The 21,720-nt window shown below is 57.7% G+C and carries 21 protein-coding genes; 9 read left to right on the top strand and 12 right to left on the bottom strand.

Annotated elements, in window-relative coordinates; translation table 11 throughout:
* Positions 1-44: 44 nt before the first annotated feature.
* Both NOR51B_RS13970 and purU read right to left on the bottom strand, forming a co-directional pair.
* Positions 45-467 (bottom strand): acyl-CoA thioesterase, encoded by a 423-nt coding sequence (locus NOR51B_RS13970; RefSeq protein ID WP_040482162.1) that lies wholly within the window; start codon positions 465-467, stop codon positions 45-47.
* A 12-nt stretch (positions 468-479) separates the two neighbouring features.
* The gene (gene purU, locus NOR51B_RS13975) at positions 480-1,328 is read right to left on the bottom strand and encodes a formyltetrahydrofolate deformylase (protein ID WP_009020405.1); all 849 of its coding nucleotides are present in this window, start codon (positions 1,326-1,328) and stop codon (positions 480-482) included.
* A 194-nt stretch (positions 1,329-1,522) separates the two neighbouring features.
* On the opposite strand from purU, the gene NOR51B_RS13980 reads away from it, so the two are divergent.
* Positions 1,523-2,044 carry a retropepsin-like aspartic protease family protein gene (locus tag NOR51B_RS13980; protein WP_040482163.1) on the top strand — a complete coding sequence of 174 codons (522 nt, stop codon included), beginning with the start codon at positions 1,523-1,525 and terminating at the stop codon, positions 2,042-2,044.
* A gap of 119 nt (positions 2,045-2,163) precedes the next feature.
* Positions 2,164-2,601: a c-type cytochrome gene (locus NOR51B_RS13985; protein WP_009020327.1), complete on the top strand. Its 438-nt coding sequence runs from the start codon at positions 2,164-2,166 to the stop codon at positions 2,599-2,601.
* A gap of 188 nt (positions 2,602-2,789) precedes the next feature.
* Here the strand turns inward: NOR51B_RS13985 and NOR51B_RS13990 are convergent, their stop codons facing one another.
* Together NOR51B_RS13990 and NOR51B_RS13995 are read right to left on the bottom strand one after the other, a co-directional pair.
* A complete protein-coding gene (locus NOR51B_RS13990) occupies positions 2,790-4,001 on the bottom strand; it encodes a sterol desaturase family protein (RefSeq protein WP_050759499.1) in 1,212 nt (403 codons plus the stop codon).
* A 45-nt stretch (positions 4,002-4,046) separates the two neighbouring features.
* Positions 4,047-5,432 carry an OmpP1/FadL family transporter gene (locus tag NOR51B_RS13995; protein ID WP_009021695.1) on the bottom strand — a complete coding sequence of 462 codons (1,386 nt, stop codon included), beginning with the start codon at positions 5,430-5,432 and terminating at the stop codon, positions 4,047-4,049.
* A gap of 353 nt (positions 5,433-5,785) precedes the next feature.
* Between NOR51B_RS13995 and NOR51B_RS14000 the strand changes: the two genes are divergently transcribed.
* Together NOR51B_RS14000 and NOR51B_RS14005 are read left to right on the top strand one after the other, a co-directional pair.
* Entirely contained in the window at positions 5,786-6,919 is a 1,134-nt protein-coding gene (locus NOR51B_RS14000) for an efflux RND transporter periplasmic adaptor subunit (RefSeq protein ID WP_009018842.1), read from the top strand.
* Positions 6,912-10,055 (top strand): efflux RND transporter permease subunit, encoded by a 3,144-nt coding sequence (locus NOR51B_RS14005; protein ID WP_009021264.1) that lies wholly within the window; start codon positions 6,912-6,914, stop codon positions 10,053-10,055. The genes NOR51B_RS14000 and NOR51B_RS14005 overlap by 8 nt, the downstream gene beginning before the upstream one ends.
* Here the strand turns inward: NOR51B_RS14005 and NOR51B_RS14010 are convergent.
* The 4 genes from NOR51B_RS14010 to NOR51B_RS14025 form a co-directional block, all read right to left on the bottom strand.
* Positions 10,050-10,880 carry a polyphosphate kinase 2 family protein gene (locus tag NOR51B_RS14010; RefSeq protein WP_040482164.1) on the bottom strand — a complete coding sequence of 277 codons (831 nt, stop codon included), beginning with the start codon at positions 10,878-10,880 and terminating at the stop codon, positions 10,050-10,052. The genes NOR51B_RS14005 and NOR51B_RS14010 overlap by 6 nt on opposite strands.
* 36 nt (positions 10,881-10,916) lie before the next feature.
* A complete protein-coding gene (locus NOR51B_RS14015; RefSeq protein ID WP_230198478.1) occupies positions 10,917-11,567 on the bottom strand; it encodes an SOS response-associated peptidase in 651 nt (216 codons plus the stop codon).
* Positions 11,568-11,636: 69 nt separating this feature from the next.
* Positions 11,637-13,784 (bottom strand): 3-hydroxyacyl-CoA dehydrogenase NAD-binding domain-containing protein, encoded by a 2,148-nt coding sequence (locus NOR51B_RS14020; RefSeq protein ID WP_009019276.1) that lies wholly within the window; start codon positions 13,782-13,784, stop codon positions 11,637-11,639.
* Positions 13,785-13,815: 31 nt separating this feature from the next.
* Entirely contained in the window at positions 13,816-15,024 is a 1,209-nt protein-coding gene (locus NOR51B_RS14025) for an acetyl-CoA C-acetyltransferase (RefSeq protein WP_009019065.1), read from the bottom strand.
* 195 nt (positions 15,025-15,219) lie between these two features.
* Between NOR51B_RS14025 and NOR51B_RS14030 the strand changes: the two genes are divergently transcribed.
* From NOR51B_RS14030 to NOR51B_RS14040, 3 genes are read left to right on the top strand one after another with little or no spacing between them, the layout of a single operon-like run.
* On the top strand, positions 15,220-15,576 hold the full coding sequence (locus NOR51B_RS14030; protein WP_009019525.1) for a CidA/LrgA family protein: 357 nt from the start codon (positions 15,220-15,222) through the stop codon (positions 15,574-15,576).
* Positions 15,569-16,285 (top strand): LrgB family protein, encoded by a 717-nt coding sequence (locus NOR51B_RS14035; protein ID WP_009020211.1) that lies wholly within the window; start codon positions 15,569-15,571, stop codon positions 16,283-16,285. The genes NOR51B_RS14030 and NOR51B_RS14035 overlap by 8 nt, the downstream gene beginning before the upstream one ends.
* Entirely contained in the window at positions 16,282-17,526 is a 1,245-nt protein-coding gene (locus tag NOR51B_RS14040) for a permease, major facilitator superfamily (RefSeq protein ID WP_009020248.1), read from the top strand. The genes NOR51B_RS14035 and NOR51B_RS14040 overlap by 4 nt, the downstream gene beginning before the upstream one ends.
* A gap of 97 nt (positions 17,527-17,623) precedes the next feature.
* Here the strand turns inward: NOR51B_RS14040 and NOR51B_RS14045 are convergent, their stop codons facing one another.
* Positions 17,624-17,956, bottom strand: a complete 333-nt coding sequence (locus tag NOR51B_RS14045) for a YgaP family membrane protein (protein ID WP_040482165.1) — start codon at positions 17,954-17,956, stop codon at positions 17,624-17,626.
* Between the two features lie 95 nt (positions 17,957-18,051).
* On the opposite strand from NOR51B_RS14045, the gene NOR51B_RS14050 reads away from it, so the two are divergent.
* Positions 18,052-18,990: a glutathione S-transferase family protein gene (locus NOR51B_RS14050; protein WP_009021324.1), complete on the top strand. Its 939-nt coding sequence runs from the start codon at positions 18,052-18,054 to the stop codon at positions 18,988-18,990.
* 129 nt (positions 18,991-19,119) lie between these two features.
* Here NOR51B_RS14050 and NOR51B_RS14055 read toward each other — a convergent pair whose 3' ends face one another.
* Together NOR51B_RS14055 and NOR51B_RS14060 are read right to left on the bottom strand one after the other, a co-directional pair.
* Positions 19,120-19,491, bottom strand: a complete 372-nt coding sequence (locus tag NOR51B_RS14055) for a PH domain-containing protein (RefSeq protein ID WP_009020694.1) — start codon at positions 19,489-19,491, stop codon at positions 19,120-19,122.
* Between the two features lie 9 nt (positions 19,492-19,500).
* Positions 19,501-20,148 (bottom strand): peptidylprolyl isomerase, encoded by a 648-nt coding sequence (locus tag NOR51B_RS14060; RefSeq protein ID WP_009021308.1) that lies wholly within the window; start codon positions 20,146-20,148, stop codon positions 19,501-19,503.
* A gap of 49 nt (positions 20,149-20,197) precedes the next feature.
* Here NOR51B_RS14060 and yghU point away from each other — a divergent pair, with 49 nt between their 5' ends.
* Positions 20,198-21,052 carry a glutathione-dependent disulfide-bond oxidoreductase gene (gene yghU, locus NOR51B_RS14065; protein WP_009020032.1) on the top strand — a complete coding sequence of 285 codons (855 nt, stop codon included), beginning with the start codon at positions 20,198-20,200 and terminating at the stop codon, positions 21,050-21,052.
* An 18-nt stretch (positions 21,053-21,070) separates the two neighbouring features.
* Here yghU and trhA read toward each other — a convergent pair whose 3' ends face one another.
* Positions 21,071-21,697: a PAQR family membrane homeostasis protein TrhA gene (gene trhA / locus NOR51B_RS14070; RefSeq protein WP_009021145.1), complete on the bottom strand. Its 627-nt coding sequence runs from the start codon at positions 21,695-21,697 to the stop codon at positions 21,071-21,073.
* Between the last annotated feature and the right edge of the window lie 23 nt (positions 21,698-21,720).

The raw sequence follows: 21,720 nt of genomic DNA on the forward strand, positions 1-21,720 counted from the left end.
GGGTGCTTACGCGGCGACGGGGGCATCAGATGAGGCCCGTCTGCTCAGGCCGCCAATTCGGGCTGACGTTGCAGAATCCTGGCGCGGAGATCGGTTGGTATCGGGCAGCTCTTGCGCGTGCTCTTATCGACAAACACGTGGGTAAATGTCCCTTTGGCGGACAGTGCGCCAGTCCGGGTATTGAGCAGTTCATATTCGGTATCGGCGCTACTGTTTCCCAACCGCGAGAAGCGCACGCTCACCTCAATCAGATCATTGACCCGGCATTCGTCGAGCCAGTCAATATTCGCATTAACCGTAAACGTGTAACACGGCAGGTCATCGGCATCCTCAAAGGAGAACTCCAGTTCGCGCCAGTAATGACAGACCGCTTCATCGGCATACACCAGATAATTGGCAAAATAGAGGTGGCCCTGCAGATCGGCGTCGCGGTATCGAACCGTAATGGGACTCATGTGCACGGACATCACCACCTCCCTTTAAAGGATTACAGTTCGCTGGCCGTTCAACAGCACCCGCTGCTCACAATGCAGCCGCACCGCCTGGGAAAGTGCGTTGGCCTCCACATCCTGACCGAGGTGAATCATGCGCTCGACCGTAGTCTCATGGTCAATCGGACGCACTTCCTGGGTAATAATCGGCCCCTCATCGAGGTCTGCCGTGACGTAGTGCGCCGTGGCACCGATCACCTTAACGCCGCGCTCCCAGGCCCGATGGTAGGGTTTGGCGCCCTTGAACCCCGGAAGAAAACTGTGGTGGATATTGATCGCTCGTCCCGCAAGCTCCTGGCACAGTCCGTCAGAGAGAATCTGCATATATCGAGCCAACACCAGCAATTCGCCATCAAGCTCGCTAAACACCGACAGTATTTCCTGCTCCTGCTGTGGCTTGGTCTCCTTGGTCACCGGCAGGTAGTAGAAGGGCAAGCCATGCCACTCGACCAGACCCCGCGACAGTTCGTGGTTGCTCACAACCCCGACGATTTCCGCCGGTAACGCACCTGCCCGCCACTTGGTCAGCAATGCGCTCAAACAATGATCCTGCGCCGAAACAGCAAGCACGATACGTGGCAAATCGTCGCTGGCACGAAGTACCCACGTCGCATTCAGTTCGTCGGCAACCGCCTGCCAGCGCTGCGACAGCGTATCCATCGTCACGTTCAGCGCACGATCGTCAAACACGCAGCGCAGGAAGAAGCGTTCGGTGACCGGGTCGGTATAGTTCGATACCTCGGTAATAAAGGCGCCGGCGTCCGCCAGGAGGGACGAGTACCGCGCCACTACACCGAGGCGATCGGGACAGGAAAACGACAAAATATAACTACGCACGGCTTATTCCTCAGGAGTGGGATGGGATAGCGTTGGTTCACACGCGGCGAAACCGTTATCGTACCAAGACAAACGCAGTCCGACGCAATAACGCCTTGCGGTAGGACCCAGGGTGAAGCATAAGCTGACGCCACACCGGCTTCCCAAGCCGGGTGGATCAGCGTAAGCCCGCCAACATCGCCATGAGAGGTAGCATGACCGAACCACGCCCCGCATCGACACGTCGCATTGGCAACGTCATGGCGGCAGCAGCGTGGATTGTTCTACTGACCATGCTGACCTTCTATTTCTCCGACGTGCTCGATAGACGACACAATCCCAATCGCGAACTCACCAGTCGAATCGATGAGCAGGGTCGCCCCGAGGTGGTCCTCGAGCGCAATCGCAAAGGCCACTATCTGACACCCGGCACGATCAATGGTGCATCGGTGCTTTTTCTGCTCGATACCGGAGCCACCGGTGTTGCCCTGTCAGAGGCGGTCGCCGAACGCATCGGACTGAAGCGCGGCCGACCTATTCATACCCAGACAGCGAACGGAGTCGCCATCGCTTATTTGACACGACTTGACCGCGTTACCGTAGGGCCCATTGAACAGCGCGGGATTACCGCGACCATCTCTCCGGGGCTGGATACGGAGGAGGTCCTGCTCGGGATGTCGTTTCTCAAGCACCTCGAACTCACCCAACGCGGTAACACGCTGACTTTGCGCCAATAGTTGACGCTGCTGATTTCTCGGCCAGCGGGCACGAAAATACGCGCTTAGTGCCTTTTAACGCGGCCGTTTAAGCCTTATCATTGCCGCGCGCCAACATTCACGCACTGGGGAGCCAAAACATGAACACCAATCTCTTCGCCGCGGTATTTACCGTTGTCATCGGAAGCGTCATCTGGGTCGGCATGAACCAGAATGACCCGTCCTGGAGCGGCAACATGAATACCTGCACCGGCGAGTGTTATGAACAGTGGAAAGAAGCCCACGGTGGTGGAATAGCCGCCCTCGAGACGGCCAAGCAGGCGGCACTGGCAGCCGCTTCCCCTGAAGCGCTGGGTGAAAACTACTACACGGGTTGCGTGGCCTGTCACGGCGCCAACGGCGCCGGCGGAATTGGTCCCCAGCTGGAAGGGCAGCCGGGTGATGATATCGTCGCCAAACTCACTGCCTACCGTGCCGGCGAGACCCGAGGCGGCCAATCCGCCATGATGTGGCCGGTCGCCAAACCGATGACCGACGACGACATCCAGAATCTGGCGGCGTACATTACGACGTTGTAAGCACATGATTGTGGCTACCAAAAACCCGCCAACTGGCGGGTTTTTTGATGGTTTATCGCCGGGTAGCCGGATCAAAGCCTGCGCGGTACCTCAGTCATTGCTCTGGAAGCCATTCGCCAACGACTACCCCTTCTGTCTTGAAGTCGGCGATGAACGTTTTTATGTCCGTATCAATCCCAATACACCCCTCAAGCCGAGGTGGAATGCTGCTGGCTCATGACGAGTAGCAGGAGCACGCCAACACCTGACACGAGAGCAATAGCGAAGCCCCAGGCGATCCCGGTAAACGCCTGCGCCGCGGCAGCGAGAAGGGCCAGCCGGGCCAGGTCGACAATCCGAAGCCAGTGCTCTGCCCTGTCCTCCAGCCACCACGCCGTCGTCACCCCAGTGAGCAGTAGAAATGCCCACACACCCCACCCCAGCGCGATACCCACCGGATTTAACTGCGTGAAAATCAGCAGGATCGTGGCCAAAAGTAGCTGAGAGCCCGCGTAATAGCGCACCCACTGCGTGGTAGGCGGATCGAAGCGCTCGAAATGCCTTAGATCCGACTTTGGACGCGGATCGATGCGAGCCGCCTCAGCAGGTTGCCAGCCAGGGCGGGCGAACAACACCTTGAGGCGTGCCTGCCAGGATGCGCTATGGCGCATATCCCGCCACATATCCCGGTAAACGTGCGTCAGGGCCACCACGGGGTTCCAGCTACGGATCGGCCCGCGAATACCGTAAATACAGGGGACCGATTCCAGTTCACGCTGGTAGGTACCGAAAAGACGATCCCAGAAGATAAAGACACCCCCGTAATTTCGATCAAGATAACAGTCGTTTTGCGCGTGATGAACGCGATGATTCGACGGCGTCACCAATACCCATTCCAGCGGGCCCAATTCGGGGATGTGTTGCGTATGGACCCAAAACTGGTAAATCAGATTCAATGCGCCCACGGTCACCACGACTTCGGCAGGCACACCCAGCACAAAGAGTGGAAGGTAGAAAACCCAACCCAGCAAAAACCCAGTGCTCGTCTGCCGGAGCGCCGTGCTGAGATTGTAATCCTCGCTCTGGTGATGGGCTACGTGTGCTGCCCACAACAACTGCCACTCGTGACCCATCCGATGTAGCCAGTAATAACAGAAGTCATAGACGACAAATGCAATGACCCAGGTCATGAGGTCGTCGCTCGCCAACAGTGATAGTGATGCCGTCTCGGTCACCCAGTAGTAGACGGCGCCACCCACACCCAGTGTGATGAGCTTTCTTGCCTGGCTAAGAATGCCGAGCATCAAGCTACTGAAGGCATCATTAAGCCGATAGGTATTGCGCTTTTGCTTGATACCCCAGACTAACTCGGCGGCAATCGCCAGCAGAAAGAAAGGCGTCGCAACGGCAATCAAATCCATGCGCGCCCCCCGGGACATCGAGCCAAGGGGGCAACCCAAGGAGGGTTAGTTGAAGGTATAGGACACTTCAATTTCAAACTGCTTCATCGATAGCTCCACTTGTTGGGTGGGATCAAAAAAGTTGGCACCGGAGACCGATTTTTTCGGGGCGTACATGATGGCAGCCGATAGCATATCGCCACTGTCGAGCATCAACCGGAATCCACCGGTAAAGTGCTGCTCAACCACTCCCGGCGCCAGAATATTAATCACCGCATCGCTGTCATCAATCGGCTGTTCGCCGTAATTATATCCCGCCAACCAGGTCAGGTTTGGCAGCGCCGAGGGCTGCCACTCAATACCGGCCTGATAAACAGTGACATCGTCCCAACCAAAACCAAAGCCCTCTTTGCCACCGAGACAGTTCTCGATCTCAGTACCACCGAGGCCCGCCGAGGGACAGCCAATAACGGAGCTCAACGGATTACCCACAGAACCGACATCACCGTACTGGGTATGCTCAATATCAAAGTGCAACATGACGCGTGGCGCTACTGCGTAGCTGATACCCAAGCGTGTTGAAGCAGGAATATCAAAGTCACCGCTTTCCGCGAACAAATCACTGTAGTCATCAAAGGCGTCCATTTTGGTTTCACTTTGGTAAGCCAAAGACAGCGCCAATGCCTCGCTCGCCTGCCAGATCGCACCAAGCTTAACGCCGTACCCAAAACTGGAATCGCTACCACGGTCGGTTAAATTCTCGGGGGACTGCGTGCCTCCGCTCGCAGCAAAGGTTCGGGTGAAGGGAGCGAAGCTAGCCAAACCTGTAGCCTCAAACATCTGATAGGCAATAACCGGCGCTATACCGAGAGACCAGTCGGCGCGTTGCATGCTGTAGGCGATCTCGAGAAACGCCTGGCTCAGATTCACCCCCGCGTCACCGGCGCCAAAGGTACCGCGAAACGTACCCACGGGTGCGGGACCCGGGCCATCCGGATCAAAACTGGCCGCGCCACCGCGATAATCCGTATTCATACCGCCGCGTCCGTAAGTCGACAGCGTCACTGCGCTGTTATCATCGAGTCGCCAATTCTTCGCCAGATAAGGAATCACAAAGTAATCACGGTCGCTTTTTACCGTTCCCTCGGCCAGGGAAAAGGCACCGAACTGACCGTTCAATTGGCTCTCCGATACGGAGTATTCCCGACGCGGTGAAAAAATCGCCAGGCCCAGATCCAACGAACGCGGCAATTTCACACCCGAAGCGGGGTTGTTGGCCGCGTCAATCGCCATCCTCGGCGTCGCATCGCCAGACCCGGCTAATGCTTTGTTGTGCGTGCCAATACCGTGGGTCAAGTAGCCATTGGTCGCAAAAGCAGGTGTCGCCAGAAACCCACAAAACAGGGCGGCCCCAATAATCTGATGGGAGCATCTTTTCACGGGGCTAAACATAGTAATCCTTGCGGCAAGCCAATGGATGGGGGGAGCGAGGGCGTTCAGGGAGGCGGTAGTCTACTGATCCCGGACCAAGCTGCAAGTGCCAATAACCGGCCAGCGCGCGCCACCGACGGGACTGCTGCGCGATTATGCTAGAGTCCCCGATTACTATGACTATTCTCCGGACGCGTTAGTGCGTTGTTCCAAGAGTCAGGCGCACATGCCCAATAGAGATTCATCAAATCCGTGGCGGCGGCCGCAATGAAACGTCGTGTGATGATCTGCCCTTTAAGGGCACCGCGTAGTATCGGCGCCGCTCTGTCTGGTGTCTTCAAGGCAGTGCCGCTAATGCAGGGACCCTACTGACAATGCCCACCACACACCACTATGTTGCCAGCGCGCTACTTACCGCCGTGGTTTTGTGCGTTTTTATGGGTTGCGAACATAAATCTGCGGTGAGCACTAACGGTACCAATTCGGGTGGTGTCGATAAAAAGGTCGCTGTGGTCGGCACACCGATTCAATGGCAGGAGTGGCGGCAGGCCGTCCGCGCCATTGGTACCGCCCGATCACTGGATAGCGCCGTCATTTATCCCGAATCCGATGGTTTGGTAACCGCCGTGCATTTCGACGCGGACGACCGTGTAAAGCGCGGTGACTTGCTCGTGCAGCTCGATGATCGTGACGAGGTACTCGCCGTGGAATTGGCTGAAGTACGCGTCGCCGATGCGCAGCGGCTTGTGGACCGCTATCGAACAATCAATGAAGACAGCAAAAACGTGCCCCAAAGCACGGTCGATGAGGCGCGACTGGCACTGGAGTCCGCTGAAATCGCGCTCCGAACTGCTGAACTGGCGCTGCAGCGACGCCAGGTGATCGCCCCCTTTGAGGGACATGTGGGGCTCACCGAGATCGATGCCGGTGACCGGGTTGAAACGTCGACGCCGATTACCAATATTGACAACCGGTCAAGCCTGCTGATCGCCTTTGACATCCCCGGGATGCTAATGGATGAAATCAGGAAAGGTACCCCGGTCCAGGCACGGCGCTGGGAATCCCAAGCGCCCCCGATTAGCGGTGAAATCATCGCGGTGAATTCACAGGTCGATCCTGGCTCCCGTGCAGTCACGGTACGCGCAGTCATCGCCAACGCTCAGGACCAACTGCGGCCCGGCATGGCGTTTGAAATGCTACTCACCCTGTCGAGGGGCAGGTACCTTGCCGTACCCGATGTATCGGTGCAGTGGGGAGCCGATGGACCCTACCTGTGGACGGTCGTCAATGGACAAGCCCTGAGAACGTCCGTCACGCTGGTGCAACGAATCGATGGCAATCTATTAATCGAGGCTGATATTCCTGTGGGTACTCCTGTGGTCTCCGAAGGCGTTCAGGCCATGCGGGAGGGACTCTCGGTCCGCCTACTCGATGAACAGCAGCTGGACACCCAGGCGCGTAGCGTACTCGCCGCGTCCTCTGCCGAGGCGGATGGTACCGATGGCTGACCACCTGGGGAAGCGCCTGGTGGGTGGCCTGCCCGAGCTGGGGGTAAGGCGTCCCTGGCTGACTGCCGTCATGAATCTACTGATTGCAGTCGCCGGGATTGCGGCTCTGCTCGCGATCGAAGTGCGTGAATTACCTGATGTAGACCGCCCGATAGTCAATGTGCGCACCACCCTTCCCGGCGCCTCGCCCGAGACCATGGATGCAGAGGTGACACGCATCCTGGAGGGCGCTGTCGCCCGGGTCTCCGGTGCAACCGAGATCAGCTCTTCCAGCGAAGAAAACAATTCCCGGGTGCGCGTCGAGTTTGGACCGGGTTCAGATGTGGATCGCGCTGCCGCCGATGTACGTGAAGCGGTCAGCCGGGTGGCTCAGGACTTACCCGAAAACGTAGAGCAGATCAGTGTTTTCAAAGCCGATGAAGACGCCGAGGAAATAGTCCGCATCGCCATTCGCAGCGACATCTATGGCGAAGAGAAGTTGGCGCGTATCGTTGATAAGGACATTGTTCCTGCCTTCATTTCTCTACCCGGAGTGGCTGACGTACCCACCTTTGGTGCCCGAGACCGCATCTTGCGTATCATTCTCGATCCACTGCGTATGACCAGCTATGGCCTGACGGTGGCGGATCTGGCCGAGGTTTTACGCCGGGCACCGCTGGATGTACCCGCAGGCAGCTTCCGCTCGGGTGACCAGCAGTTACTCGTTCGTGCCAATGCCAAAGTGACCTCGGAGGAGGACATCGCCGCGCTGCAGATACGCGATGAAGTTCGCGTTGGCGATATCGCCCGGGTCGCCTTCACACCAGCAGACCCGGAAAACATCGTTCGCTTCAACGGTGAGCGCGTTGTCGGTATCGGCGTAGTGCGGCAAGCCGGCTCCAATACCATTGAAATATCCGATGGTGTTAACCGGGCCATCGCCGCGTTGAATCAGCGCCTTGAGGGCGTGGAACTGATAAAAATTTCCGATGACGCGTTGTTCATACGCGGCGCTGTAGCGGAAGTGATAAAAACATTGGCGGTGTCGATTCTGGTGGTTATCGCGACGATCCGACTCTTCACGGGATCGATGTTACTGACGCTCATACCGGCACTGGCCATACCGGTCTCGTTGCTGGGCACATTGGCCATTAGCTGGATTCTGGGATTTTCCATCAACATACTCACCCTGCTGGCATTGGTATTGGCCACCGGGCTGATTGTCGACGACGCCATCGTCGTGCTTGAAAGTATTCAGCGGCGCCGGGCCGAGGGCTCGGGCTCGAGCGCTGCCGCCGTGGTCGGCACCCACCAGGTCTTTTTTGCGGTGATAGCCACCACTGCAGTGCTGGTGGCCGTGTTCATTCCCATTGCGTTTCTACCGGGTACAGCGGGCCGACTGTTTCGCGAGTTTGGCCTCGTCCTCTCGGCAGCGGTAGCGATTTCCTCTTTTGTAGCGCTCTCGCTGGTTCCCGCAGCGATGTCCCGATTAGCTTTCCAGACGCCAAGGAAAAGGCGACTCGGCGCGGTGGGCAATAAATTGACGAGCTTTTACCGGCGTTCATTGCAACGGATACTCAATCGCCCGGCAATAACATTGCTCGCCTGCATCGCCGCTGCCGGCGGCTCCGGCGCCCTATATCAGCAGCTTGACCAGGAGCTGCTACCCCCGGAGGACCGCGGATTTATCGGTATTTGGGGACGGGGCCCCAATGGCGTTGGTCTCAGCTACGTAGAGCGCCAGAGCGATCGGATCGAAAATATCCTTGTGCCATTAATCGAAAACGGGGAAATCGAATCGCTTTACACCGTGGTTGGGCGATGGGATCCCAACATCATCTATATGAATGCACAGCTCGCTCCCTGGAACCAACGGGATCGGAGTCAGCAGGCCATCGCTGCCGAACTCAACCCCTTGCTGTCGGGATTACCCGGAATGAATATGGGGGTTTTCGGTGGCAACAGCCTCAATCTTCGCGGCGCATCCGGTGGCGGGGTGAGTCTTGCCCTACTCGGGTCGGATTACGGAGAGATGTTTGCCGCCGCCCGCGACTTCACCGAAAAGATCCGGGAGAACAGCGAAACCGTAACCCGGCCGCGAATCTCTTATCAGCCCTCCCAGCCCCAACTCTCGGTGAACATTGATCGACAGCGCGCGGCTGATCTTGATATTGCTCTTGACGATCTCGCCCAAACCCTGCGTGTCATGGTCGATGGGCTTCGCATAGTGGACTTGAACGCGGATGATCAAGCGATCTCAGTTTTTCTGGAAGCCGGTAGCAATGCCATCAAGGGTCCTGATGATCTCATCAACCTCTATGTTCGCAGCAATAATGGGGCACTGATTCCGCTGTCGAGTATCGTCACGCTTGAGGAGCGCGGCGTCGCCGATCAGCTCGATCGCCGACTACAGCGTCGGACGATAGAGATCGATGCATCGGTCATTCCGGGGGTTGCCCTTCAAAGTGCGATTGATGAACTATTCGCTATAGCGGAGGGCGTACTTCCCGGTGACATTACCATGGTGACACTTGGGGAAGCGGCTGAACTGGATCGCACCAACCGGGATACATTAATCACCTTTTGCTTTGCGCTGTTCATTGTTTTCCTGGTGCTGGTGGCTCAGTTTGAAAGCCTGACTTCTGCGCTGGTGATCATGCTCATTGTTCCTTTTGGCATCGCCGCCGCTGTGGTCGCACTGTTTATCACCGACACTTCATTGAATATTTATTCCCAGGTAGGGCTGGTTATGCTTATCGGCCTGATTGCCAAAAATGGTATCCTGCTGGTTGAGTTTGCCGATCAGGAGCGGGACGCCGGAGCATCGGTCAAGGCGGCCATTATCGAAGCCGCGACCTTGCGCAGCCGCCCTATTGTCATGACCATGATCTCTACGGTGCTCGGCGCCCTGCCACTGGTGCTGGCATCCGGGCCGGGTTCTGAAGCGCGAATGGCGGTCGGTTGGGTGGTGTTCGGCGGCCTGGGGCTGGCAACCGTGTTCACCCTCTACCTCACACCCGTGATTTATTTGTGGATCGCGCCGTTGTCAAAACCTCGGGCAACATCGGGACGAGCCCTCGATGAGGAGCTGGCGGCTTTTGCGAAGACTCCCTTAACGTCATCACAGCGTGATGCGCTGGACACTCAGCAGCTATAGGTCTTCAGTGGAGTCCAATCCCAGCTCTTTCTGCGCCGCCAACAGCGCCGCCGGATCGGTTTGCACGGGCTCAAGATTAACGCCCCGCTCCAATGCACAGACCACGGTTCGCAGTACCTCCACCCTCGCCGTCCATTTGCGTCGCCCACTGATCAGGTGCCAGGGAGCGTTATCGGTATGGGTGCGCTTGAACATCTCGTTCGTGGCCGCTTCATAGTCATCCCATTGCTGTCGGTTGCGAATATCCTCTTCCGTCAACTTCCATCGTTTCTCGGGGGTTTTCAGCCGCAGGAGAAAACGCCTGGCCTGCTCGTCCTTGTCGATGTGCAAGAAGATTTTTACGACGCGCACACCGTCATCAGTGAGCCAGCGTTCAAATTCACGAATCTCACGATAAGCCCTCTGCCACTCGGGTGGTGTGGCAAAACCCTCGACCCGCTCAACCAGTAAACGGCCATACCAGCTGCGATCGAAAATCGCCAGGGCACCGGGTATCGGCAGGCGGTGAAAAAATCGATACAGGTAGTGTCGGCCGTGCTCCAACGCGGTGGGCGGGCCTATCGAATGCACGGTAAAGCCACGGGGATCCAGCAGCGCCGTCAGACGGCGGATGGCGCCGCCCTTCCCTGCGGCGTCGACACCTTCAAACACCAGAACCACACGCTGTCCCTGGGAAAAATAGGTTTGCTGAACACGCAGCATCCGCTTCTTCCAGTCAGCCACGTCCCGGCGATAGTCTTTTTTGCGCTCGTAACGATCCGGAAGATCAGGGATCGCGCTCAGCGACGGCGCCGTATCCAGCGGCTCAAAATCATCGGGCGTCATGGGACCACCTGCAGGTCTGCAATCATAGTGAACACATCAATCAAAAAGATCTCCGGATTCGCCTAAAGCGGGCGTTGGGCTGGACGTAGGCTGGTACTGACGCGGGTCGATCAATGAGGGGCCATCATTGCCCGGCGAATTAACGGCCTGACTCACAGGATAACATTCCACCTGATGGGAAATGGCACTGGCGAAGAGGTCGTGACCCTCAAGCCAGTGCGGCACGGCGCGTGATTCCAAAAGCACTGGCTGTCGGTGGTGCACAAACTGCAGGTTATCGTGGGCTTCGCGGGTAACAATCGCACAGCCGGAGGTTTCGTTATAAATACCCGCAAAGTAGAGCAGCTCCTGACCCAGATGGTGGTAATAAGGGGTCTTGCCGCGATGGTCCCGATGCCACTCGTACCAGCCATCGGCAAGAAATACACAGCGTTTTGCACCACGAAAGGCGGGCTTTTGCCGAAGCGTCTCGCTGCGGGCGTTGATCAGATGCATGGCAGGGTCAGCCCAGGAAGGGCTGTAATCCCATGGCTTTAGTACCGGCGTTTCGGTTTCATCCAACACCAGCACTTCGGTTTGAGGCGCTATGTTGAAGCGATCGCGGACTTCAATCCCGAGCGTCTTCAACTCGGGACGATTATTCACGGTCAGTACGTAGCGGCCACACATCGGACGAGTCTGCAGCACTTTGCTCGCCATTGGCAAGCACGGCGCCGTGGGAAAGCGCGGACCCTGAGAGACCGCGCGTTGGCGGTATTAGGAGAAGTTCTCTCCGGCGGCGAGCTTCTCGGCCACAATCGCCGGCGGATCAAAGCGATCGCCATACGCCGCAGACAGTTCCTCGCAACGGGCGATGAACTTGTCCAACCCATAGGTATTCACAAACTGAATAAAGCCACCCGTCCATACGGGCGCACCAATACCCATAATCGAACCCACGTTACCGTCCGCCACCGTGCGAAGAACACCAGACTCCAGACATTTCAGTGCCTCAATCACCTGTCTGAAGAGCAATCGATCCTTGACATCCTCATCGGCGAGGGACACCTCAGGTTTGTAATATTTATCGACGACCACCGGCCACAGGGTCTTGCTGCCATCCGCGTGGTAGTCGTAGTAACCACCGCCGTGGTGGCGACCGCCGCGATCGTTTTCCAACACCATCCAGTCGATAAAGTCGCGATACTGGCTCTGGTCACCGAAACGATCGGCGTAACCCAGTTCGACCCAGGTCGCTTGCGCCTTTCTCGACAGTTCCTGGCTCACCTCATCCTGTATTGTGAGGGGCCCGACGGGCATTCCAATCGCTTTACCCAGATTGTCGATCTTGATGGGATGCAGCCCTTCCATCACCAGGCGCGCGCCCTCTTCAAGGTAGGTTGCAAACGTACGTGACGTGAAGAAGCCCAGTGAGTCATTGACCACAATCGGCGTCTTGCGAATCTGGCGCGCGAAATCAAACGCCTTTGCAAGCGCCACATCACCGGTCTGCTCACCGCAGATAATTTCCACCAGCGGCATCTTGTCGACCGGCGAGAAAAAGTGGATCCCGATAAAATTCTCGGGATTGATACTGGCTTCGGCCAGCTCAGTGATCGGTAGCGTGGACGTATTCGACCCCCACACACCCCCTTCGGCGAGACAGGGTTCGGTCTCCTTGGTGATCTTGTGCTTGAGCGTCATATTTTCGAAGACGGCCTCAATAATGAGATCGCAACCCTCAAGGTCGGCATTGTCGGCCGACGGCGTGATCAGGGCGAGAACCTCCTGCATTTTTTCCGCGGTCATCCGGCCTTTATCAACACGCTTCTGCAGGAGCTTCTCCGAGTAGCCTTTGCCCTTTATGGCCGCGTCTTTATCGATGTCCTTTAAAACAACCTCGATACCGGCCATAGCTGAGACATAAGCAATGCCCTGCCCCATCATTCCAGCGCCCAGTACGCCTACCTTTTTAGTGGCCTGCGGCTCTACGTCACTGGGCCGCGAGGCACCGCCATTGACCTTGTTCAGCTGGAAGAAGAAGGTATTAATCATGTTCTTCGCTACAGCGGTCTGGACAAGATACGTCAGCCCCCGGCTTTCAATCCGCAAGGCCGTATCGAAGTCCACACGCAGCGCACTCACCGCGACATCAAGAATCTTTTCAGGTGCTGGCAGCAGTCCGCGCGTCTTCTTGATCAGCATAGGCGCCGCTGCGGGAATCATCTGTGCCAGACTGGGGGTATTGGCATTACCGCCGGGAATTTTGTGCCCCTTGCGATCCCAGGGTTGCACCGCGGCGTCTTCATTGTCTTTGTTGGCAAGAATCCAGGCTTTTGCCAAACCCACCAGCTCGTCCCTGGACGCCACCACCTCATGGATAATTCCCGCCTCTTTGGCTCGTGCGGGATCAACCTGCTTACCTTCCAGCAGAAACTCGTTGGAGGCCATCAAACCCAGCAGATGGATCATACGTACGATGCCGCCGCCACCTGGAAGCAGGCCCAGGGTGACTTCCGGCAGCCCCAGCTTTACCGATTTGTCATCCCAGGCAACGCGATAATTGCAGGCAAGACAGATTTCCAGACCGCCACCGAGGGCGGCACCGTTAATAGCCGCAGCCACGGGCACAGGCAGGCGCTCGAGGCGTCGCAGATCCGCTTTTACCGCCTCGCAACCTTCAAAGAATTCCCCGGCGGTTTCAGACGTTACCTGCGCCAGCATTTTGAGGTCACCGCCAGCAAAAAATGTTTTCTTTGCTGAGGCAATCACAACACCGGTAAGATCCGACTCGGCCTCAAGGCGATCCACTGTGGCTTTCATCATGGGGCCATACTCGGCACTCATCGAGTTGACCGGGCCATCCATATCCATGGTGATTGTGACGATGCCGTCACCATCTTTCTCGTAGTTAAATCCGCTCATTTGTAAAATCCCAATTCCTTTGGCTCAGCGCTCAGACGCGTTCGATGATCGTAGAGATGCCCATCCCGCCCGCAACACACAGCGACAACATGGCGCGTTTTTTTCCGCGTCGCTCAAGTTCATCCAGCATCGTGCTGACCAGGCAGCCTCCGGTCGCACCCAGCGGGTGGCCCATGGCAATGGCTCCGCCGACCACATTCGTGATGTCGTGGCTGATACCCAGGTCCTTCATGTAACGCAGCGCAACAGAAGCGAACGCCTCGTTGATTTCCCAGAGGTCAATGTCATCAACACCCAGGCCCGCCTTTTCCAGACATTTTTTCGCTGAAGGCCCCGGCCCGGCCAACATGATCGTCGGGTCGGTGGCCAGACACGCGGTGGCCACCACACGCCCGCGAGCTGTGAGATTCAGATCTTTACCCGCTTGCTCGTTACCGACAAGCACTGCCGAGGATCCGTCAACGATTCCCGATGAGTTGCCCGGCGTGTGAACGTGGTTTACCGCATCGTAATCGTTGTATTTTTCGAGAATAATGTCGTCGAAACCCAAATCGCCGTGCATCGCAAAGGAGGCCTTCAGGCCGCCGAGTATCTCCAGGGTCGTGTTCGGCTTGATAAAATCATCGCGCTCGAGAATGGTTAGGCCACTTTCATCGTAAACCGGTACCACCGAACGATCGAACCAGCCGCTATCGCGGGCGTGGGCCGCCCGGCGCTGGGATTCGACGGCAAAGCTGTCTACATCTTCTCGGCTGTAGCCGTCGATGGTGGCAATCATATCGGCACCGACACCCTGGGGAACAAAACCCGTACGCAATGAGAACCCGGGATCGTTACCCATTGGTCCGCCACTGGAACCCATGGGCACCCGTGACATACATTCGACGCCGCCCGCGACAATCAGGTCATCCCAGCCCGACGCTATCTTCGCCGCTGCGGTATTCACCGCCTCGAGTCCCGAGGCACAAAAGCGGTCGAGCTGCACGCCGGCAACTGACTCGTCCCACTCCGCGTTCTGAGCAATCATCTTGGCGATGTCGGCACCCTGCTCACCAATCGGTGAAACACAGCCGAAGATCACATCGTCGACGTAACTGGTATCGAGATCGTGGCGCGACTGAATAGCGCGGAGCAATCCGGCACCCAGATCCACGGGCTTGACTTCGTGCAGACTGCCGTCTTTTTTCCCCTTGCTTCTCGGGGTTCGGACCGCTTCAAAAATATAGGCGTTATGCGTCATCGCTCCTCCAACGGTGGGTTTCCCGCTACCGCTAAGTAATTGGCTGGCTTAAGAATTACCGACTCGCAGCTATCGCTGGCTTGCAGGTCGGCAAACATACTCCAAGTTCAAAAATATTTCCAGTGATACCCTGTGCACAAATCCGCGTATACCCCGCCACCGACGTAACCGTCCGCCTGCGACCGGAACTGAATAATGGCCATTGCACGATCAATAGCACTCCTTCTACTGTGCCAGTTGGCGGGCTCCGCGCTGGTTTTTGCCACCGGGCTACCGCTGCCCGGGGCCGTCATCGGCATTGTACTTTTGTTGCTGACACTGGCGACGCTTGGGCACGCCAGTGCTGCGCTCAATCGTGTCGCGGGGCTTTTGCTTTCGCATATGTCGCTTTTGTTTATCCCCGCAGGCACCGGCGTAATCATGTTACTGGGTCTGATCGAACGGGAATGGCTGCCCATCACCGTGGCCATGGTGGTCAGCACCCTGCTCGGAATGATGACCACAGCCCTGATCGTACACACCTATGCATCGGACGACCTGTCCGATGATTGAATCACTGGAAGCCCTTTTAACGCCGCTTCCCGGTGCTTTGCTGGCAATCACCGTTACCGTATTCAGTTATCTGGCTGCGCTCAGCATTTACCGGGTGACTCGCCGCTCGCCCCTCGCCAATCCTGTGCTCATCGGTATGGTCTTCGTCGCCTTATTCCTGCACCTGACTGATAGGGACTACACCGCGTATTTTGCCGGCGCACAAGCCCTGCACTTTTTACTCGGTACCGCCACGGTAGCCCTCGCAGTACCCCTGTTTCTTCAGCTGAACCGAGTGCGGAAGAATATGGGGCTGATACTCGTCGCCGTGAGCGCCGGTTCTCTGGTCGCGGCCTGCAGTGCCATGGGTCTCGCCGCCTGGCTGGGAGCGAGCGAGGAGACCATTATTTCGCTGGCACCGAAATCGGTCACCACGCCAGTGGCCATGGCGATTACTGAACGCCTGGGTGGACTGCCCGCACTGTCGGCCGTGGTCGTTATTTTGACGGGTATTCTGGGGGCGATTATCGGACCGCATCTGTTACCGCGCCTGGGTGTGCGCAACAAACTTGCGGTTGGACTGGCCATTGGCACCGCGTCACACGGCGTGGGAACCGCGCGTTTGCTGCAGCTTGATCGGGAATCCGGCGCCTGGTCCGGGCTGGCCATGGGATTGAACGCGCTGATCACCGCCATCATCGTACCCTTACTGGTTGGCCTGCTTCGATGAGTGATGCTGCTGAAGGTAAGCTCGATCCGGTCGCCCAACGCAACTACAGCATTCATCTGCTCTCGCTGTCGCTGACCAAGCTCGGCGACGCTCTGACCAGTAGCCGCCTGGTGCTCGCCTGGATGCTGTCTAGCCTTGGCGCACCGCCCCTCACCCTTTCCTTGCTGGTTCCCGTCCGCGAGTCCCTCGCACTCCTTCCCCAGTTGCTGGTTGCACGCGGTCTGGAGCGGCACACGGTTCGGAAATGGTTTTGGGTTTTTGGAAGCCTCGGACAAGCCTGTGCGTTGCTCGCAATGGCATTGGCGCTTGTCATTCTCCCCACGAGCGCGGCCGCCTGGGCTGTCATTGGCGCCCTCGCGGTGTTCAGCCTCAGTCGCGGCGTCTGTTCCATTGCCATCAAGGACGTCATGGGTCGGGTGATTCCCAAAAGCCATCGCGGCCGCCTATCGGGCACCGCCGCCTCGGTGGCGGGGGTCATCACCATCGGCGTGGCATTGTTTCTCTGGCTTGCGCCACAGGGGCTGCGCAGCGAGGCATCGACCTTCGTTATTATCCTCGTTGGCGCCGCATTGCTGTGGGTGGCTGCTGCCCTCGTTTACGGCCAGGTCAGCGAGGAGCCAGCCACCCTCAAGCAGCAGGCTGATGACAACACTGGCCTGTTTTCGGATCTGGCGATCATTATTGAGCAACGGCCATTCCGACAGTTTTTGATCGCTCGCATGTTGTTGGTAGCGACCGCCTTCGCGATTCCCTACATCGTCATCCTCGTACAGGCAGCGGGGGCAAACGTCGTTATCGGCCTGGCGGTCCTCCTCGCCGCGGAGGGTCTATCCGCACTGCTGTCCGGTCGGGTTTGGGGCATTTGGTCAGACTCGGCGGCGCACCGCGTCATGGCCGCTGGAGCCCTGCTCTGCGTCGCCACGCTGGGCGCGACACTCTATCTCAGTCACTATCCCCTCCTGCTTTCCCAACCGGCGATCAGTGCACTCGTCATCTTTACCGCGGCGACTGCGCATCACGGGGTACGCATCGGTCGCAGCACCTATCTGATCGACCTCGCAGACGACAGCAACCGTGCTCGCTACACTGCGGTGGGGAATACGGTAATGGGGCTATTTCTATTGAGCGGTGCCGCGCTGGGAGCGGTGGATGGTATGTTGGGCACCCAATCGGTCATTCTACTTTTGATGGGGCTTGGCGTGATCGCCGCGATAGCGTCTTTGCGCTTGCAACCGGTTTAGCGCTGGTAATATCCTCTCGAAGACCGCAAACCCGCGTTATCGACCGCGTCGGGATACAGGTGGGCACTGAGCGAAGTGCTCAACGCCGATAACCACGCTACTTCGACGACGATCCGCCGTCTGATTGATCGGATACCCCGCCGCTATCGCACTGGCAACTCTTTAATCCTAGCCAACGCCATAGGTAGCAGCGACCACTGATACCATTGAGTATCAGTAGCACGCCGACGAAAGCGCTCAACCCCTCAATGAGCCCAAACGTCTCCTGAATAGCGCTGTAAGTAATGAATAGAATTCCGGCGCTCAGACGCACTCCGCGTTCGAAAGTACCCAGATTTTGCTGCATGATGGAGCCTGTCACTTGGCGCGCGGTACCATAACCGCGCGCAGATAACGGTAGCGTGTCCGCAACCTCTGGCCAGTTAGCCATCGCTGTCGTCCACGGTTTGCACGGGTTTTCGGCATTGTGTGCCGCGACCCGGTGCCATCGTTAGGGTTAATACGCGTAACTGACCAGGAGGATTCATGACTGAACCGCTTTTTATTCTGCACCACTACGAGGCATCGCCCTACGCAGAGAAAATACGTCTGTTGCTGGGTGCCGCCGGCTTGAGCTGGAGGTCGGTATTATCCCCGCCACAGCCGCCGAGACCGAATATCGACCCCCTTGCTGGGGGCTATCGGCGTATACCTGTGGCACAAATCGGGGCGGACGTTTTTTGCGACACCGCACTGATTGCCGAAGAGGTTCTCGCGCTGTCGAACAACACTGACCTCAACAGCCCGGCGACCGATCCTGAAGTCGACGAGTTGGTCGAACGCGCCGAAGGTGATGTCTTTTTCGCGGCGATCACCAGTGTGCCGCCGCTGCGGGTGCTATCGACGCTACTGCGATCATTCGGCCCCCTGGGCGCGCTGCGATTTATAAAAGACCGTGGCGCAATGATGAAAACGGCCAAGGTCAGACCACCCAAAGCGTCAGAGGCGAAAGCCCTGCTCGATGCCCACCAGGCCCAGCTCAACGCAGTGCTGTCGCGACGCGACTATCTGAATGGCGATGGCGGGCAGGCGGGGTTGGCGGACTTCAGTGTTTACCATGCACTATGGCTTGCAAAAACCGTGGGGCAGCAGCCCCTGCCGGCCGGTATGGAGGCGCTGTCAGACTGGTTTGAGCGAATCGACGCGATCGGGCAGGGGAACCGAACAGAAGTGGCGCCCAGTGCCGCTTTTGAACAGGCCCGAAACCACGAACCCCGGGCGATCACAGAGCCGGGGCAGGACCAGCGTTTAGGCAGTAGGGTCGCGGTGGCGCCGAACGACTACGGTCTTGATCCCGTCGGAGGAACATTGGTCTGCGCCAATGACAGCCGCATTATTGTTGGCAGGGACACACCCGATATGGGGACCGTACACGTGCATTTTCCCCTGCAGGGCTTCGAGATCCGATCAGTCGATGCCGCCTGACCGTACAAACCCGGGTGCGAGCCCCTTTCGCTGAATTTGAATAAGCCCTCAATGACAAGCCCTGCGGCCCTCGCGACGACCCGAACAATGCAACGCCCGGCTGGGCGCTCTCGCCCGATAAACGTGGTTTTAGTGCAGTGAGTGGATGGCGATCGACTTGGCGATGGCGTCGATCGGAACCGCTCCTTTGAATTCAAATTTAACGTTACCCAACGAGGAATAGCTGAGCTCGAGCTCGCAATCGAGGTCGAGAGTGCCCGCGGTCTCCACTGCAAACGCCACAATGGTGCGGTAGGGCAACGAGGTAAACGCTTTCTTGCGACCGGTAATCCCCTGAACGTTGACAGCGATGAGTCGCTTGTTGGTAAACACAATACCGTCGCGCATGCTTTTATAGGCACCGAGCACTTCCTCATCGTCGAGAAGTAGCCCCTGAACCTTCTCCGCATAATCATCATCGGGCTTAAGCTTGAAGACTTCACCATTGTCAAAATCGATCACAGTATTTCCTCACTGTTTAATAATGGGTGTCACCGTGACGGACTCAATCAACACGGGTTCGCGCAGCAACTGATTGGCCACATAGGGGTCATCAGCGGCGGAGTCGGTAGCGCGACCATGGATATCCCGCACCACCGCCATGCCCTCCACGACGCGACCAAACGCTGCGAACCCCTGCTTGTCGGGATTCCTGACTGCGCCAAAATCGAGTCCTGGCTGATCGCCGATACAGATGAAGAATTCGGCGTCGGCGCTACCCACCTCGTAGCGTCCCATCGAGATCACGCCGTCCCGATGAAGAATGCCGGTGTCCTCGGTGCTCTCGTGCGCAATCGGCGCCATTCGCGGGGCGTCTTCCCGGGCACCCCCCTGAATAACACTGATGGGCGGCGAACCATTGTCGTTCTCCGGTGACACGGTCCGATAGAAGCTTCCGCCCTCGAACGCGCCTGCATCGATGTAGGACAGAAAGTTGGCCACGGTCACAGGTGCCACATCAGCATCCAGCGCCAGCTCGATGGTCCCGGCCTCCGTCACCATCGACACACGGTGGGTATCCGCCCAGGTAGAAACGGGCGCACCAAGCAGGGTTAGGAGCGCCAGAAGGCGCAGCGGCCGTAAAAAGGCGTGCGGTTCGTTGGGCCGATGAGTGATCATCTGCGTAGCATAACCAGATTTCAGCAGAAACGGAGCAGGTGTCGACAAAATGAGTGAAGCCGACGAGTACCAACCGCCGCGAGTATGGACGTGGGACACTGACAGCGGCGGACGGTTTGCCAGTATCAACCGGCCCATCGCCGGTGCCACTTCGGATGCCGAACTGCCTGTCGGTGAGCATCCGCTGCAGCTGTATTCGCTGGGCACGCCCAACGGACAGAAGGTCACTATTTTGCTCGAGGAACTCCTCGCCCTCGGCGAATCAGGTGCCGAGTACAACGCGCATCTGATCAAGATCATGGATGGCGAGCAATTTTCCTCGGGATTTGTCGCTGCCAATCCAAATTCCAAAATTCCGGCCCTGGTGGATCGCTCGGAAACGGAGCCGACTCGGGTCTTTGAATCCGGTGCCATTCTGGTTTATCTCGCAGAAAAGTTCGGGCATTTCCTCCCCACGACCCGCGAGCAGCGAACCGAGGTGCTGAACTGGCTGTTCTGGCTGCAGGGGTCGGCTCCCCTATTGGGCGGTGGCTTCGGCCATTTTTACGCCTATGCCCCCAGCAAAATGGAATACCCCATCAATCGCTATGCGATGGAGGTCAAACGGCATATGGATCTGCTGGACCAGCGCCTCGCAGCCGTGCCCTTCATCGCCGGAGATGAGTACTCCATCGCCGATATGGCCATCTGGCCCTGGTATGGCGGTCTCTCCATAGACAACCATTACGAAGCCAGTGAGTTTCTCGACGTTGCGTCCTATAAGAACCTGACCGCGTGGGCGTCAAAGCTTGGCGAGCGCGAGGCCGTGCGACGGGGTCGTCTGGTGAATCGAACCTGGGGTGATGAAGCGTCGCAGTTGCCCGAACGACACAGCGCTGCGGATTTCGACACGATCAACTGGTAACTACCGGCTGGCTTCCTATCACTTGATAAAGCCGATAATGGCGACGAAGTGCGCCATCGAGCCGAACAGCACGAAGAGGTGCCAGATTCCGTGGGCATGGTTGAGTTGCTTGAGCTTGTCGAGCACGTAAAAGATCACGCCCACGGAATAGGCAATACCACCACCGAGCACAAAGCCGAATCCGACGCTTCCTAGCCGGCTGGCCAGACCCTCCATAAAAAGCGATGGAACCCACCCCATCAGCAGGTAGATCGTAAGCTGCAACGCATGGATCCGCCGCTCGATAAACAGATCAAGCCACAACCCAATAAACGCGAGTATCCAAAGGCCGACGAGAATCTGTGGACCGCGGCTATCCCAGTACAGCACCATCAGGAAAGGGGTGTAGGTACCTGCGATCAGAAGATAGATAGCCGCGTGGTCGAGCTGCTGGAACAGACGCTTTACCGACGCCATGGGAAAGCTGTGATAAAGCGTAGACATGGTGTAGAGCAGGACCAGTGTGGTACCAAAGACCGAGAAGCCAACAACTGCCTGCCAGCTGCCCATCTCGATACCCTGCGTAATCAGGGCGCCAAGACCGACCAGCGCCAGTGCCGCGCCCACCACATGAGAGATGCTGTTGAATCGTTCACCGTAATACATACACTAGCTTCTCACCATCGCGA

Origin of the sequence: Luminiphilus syltensis NOR5-1B (genome assembly GCF_000158175.1) — a bacterium.
GTDB lineage: Bacteria > Pseudomonadota > Gammaproteobacteria > Pseudomonadales > Halieaceae > Luminiphilus > Luminiphilus syltensis.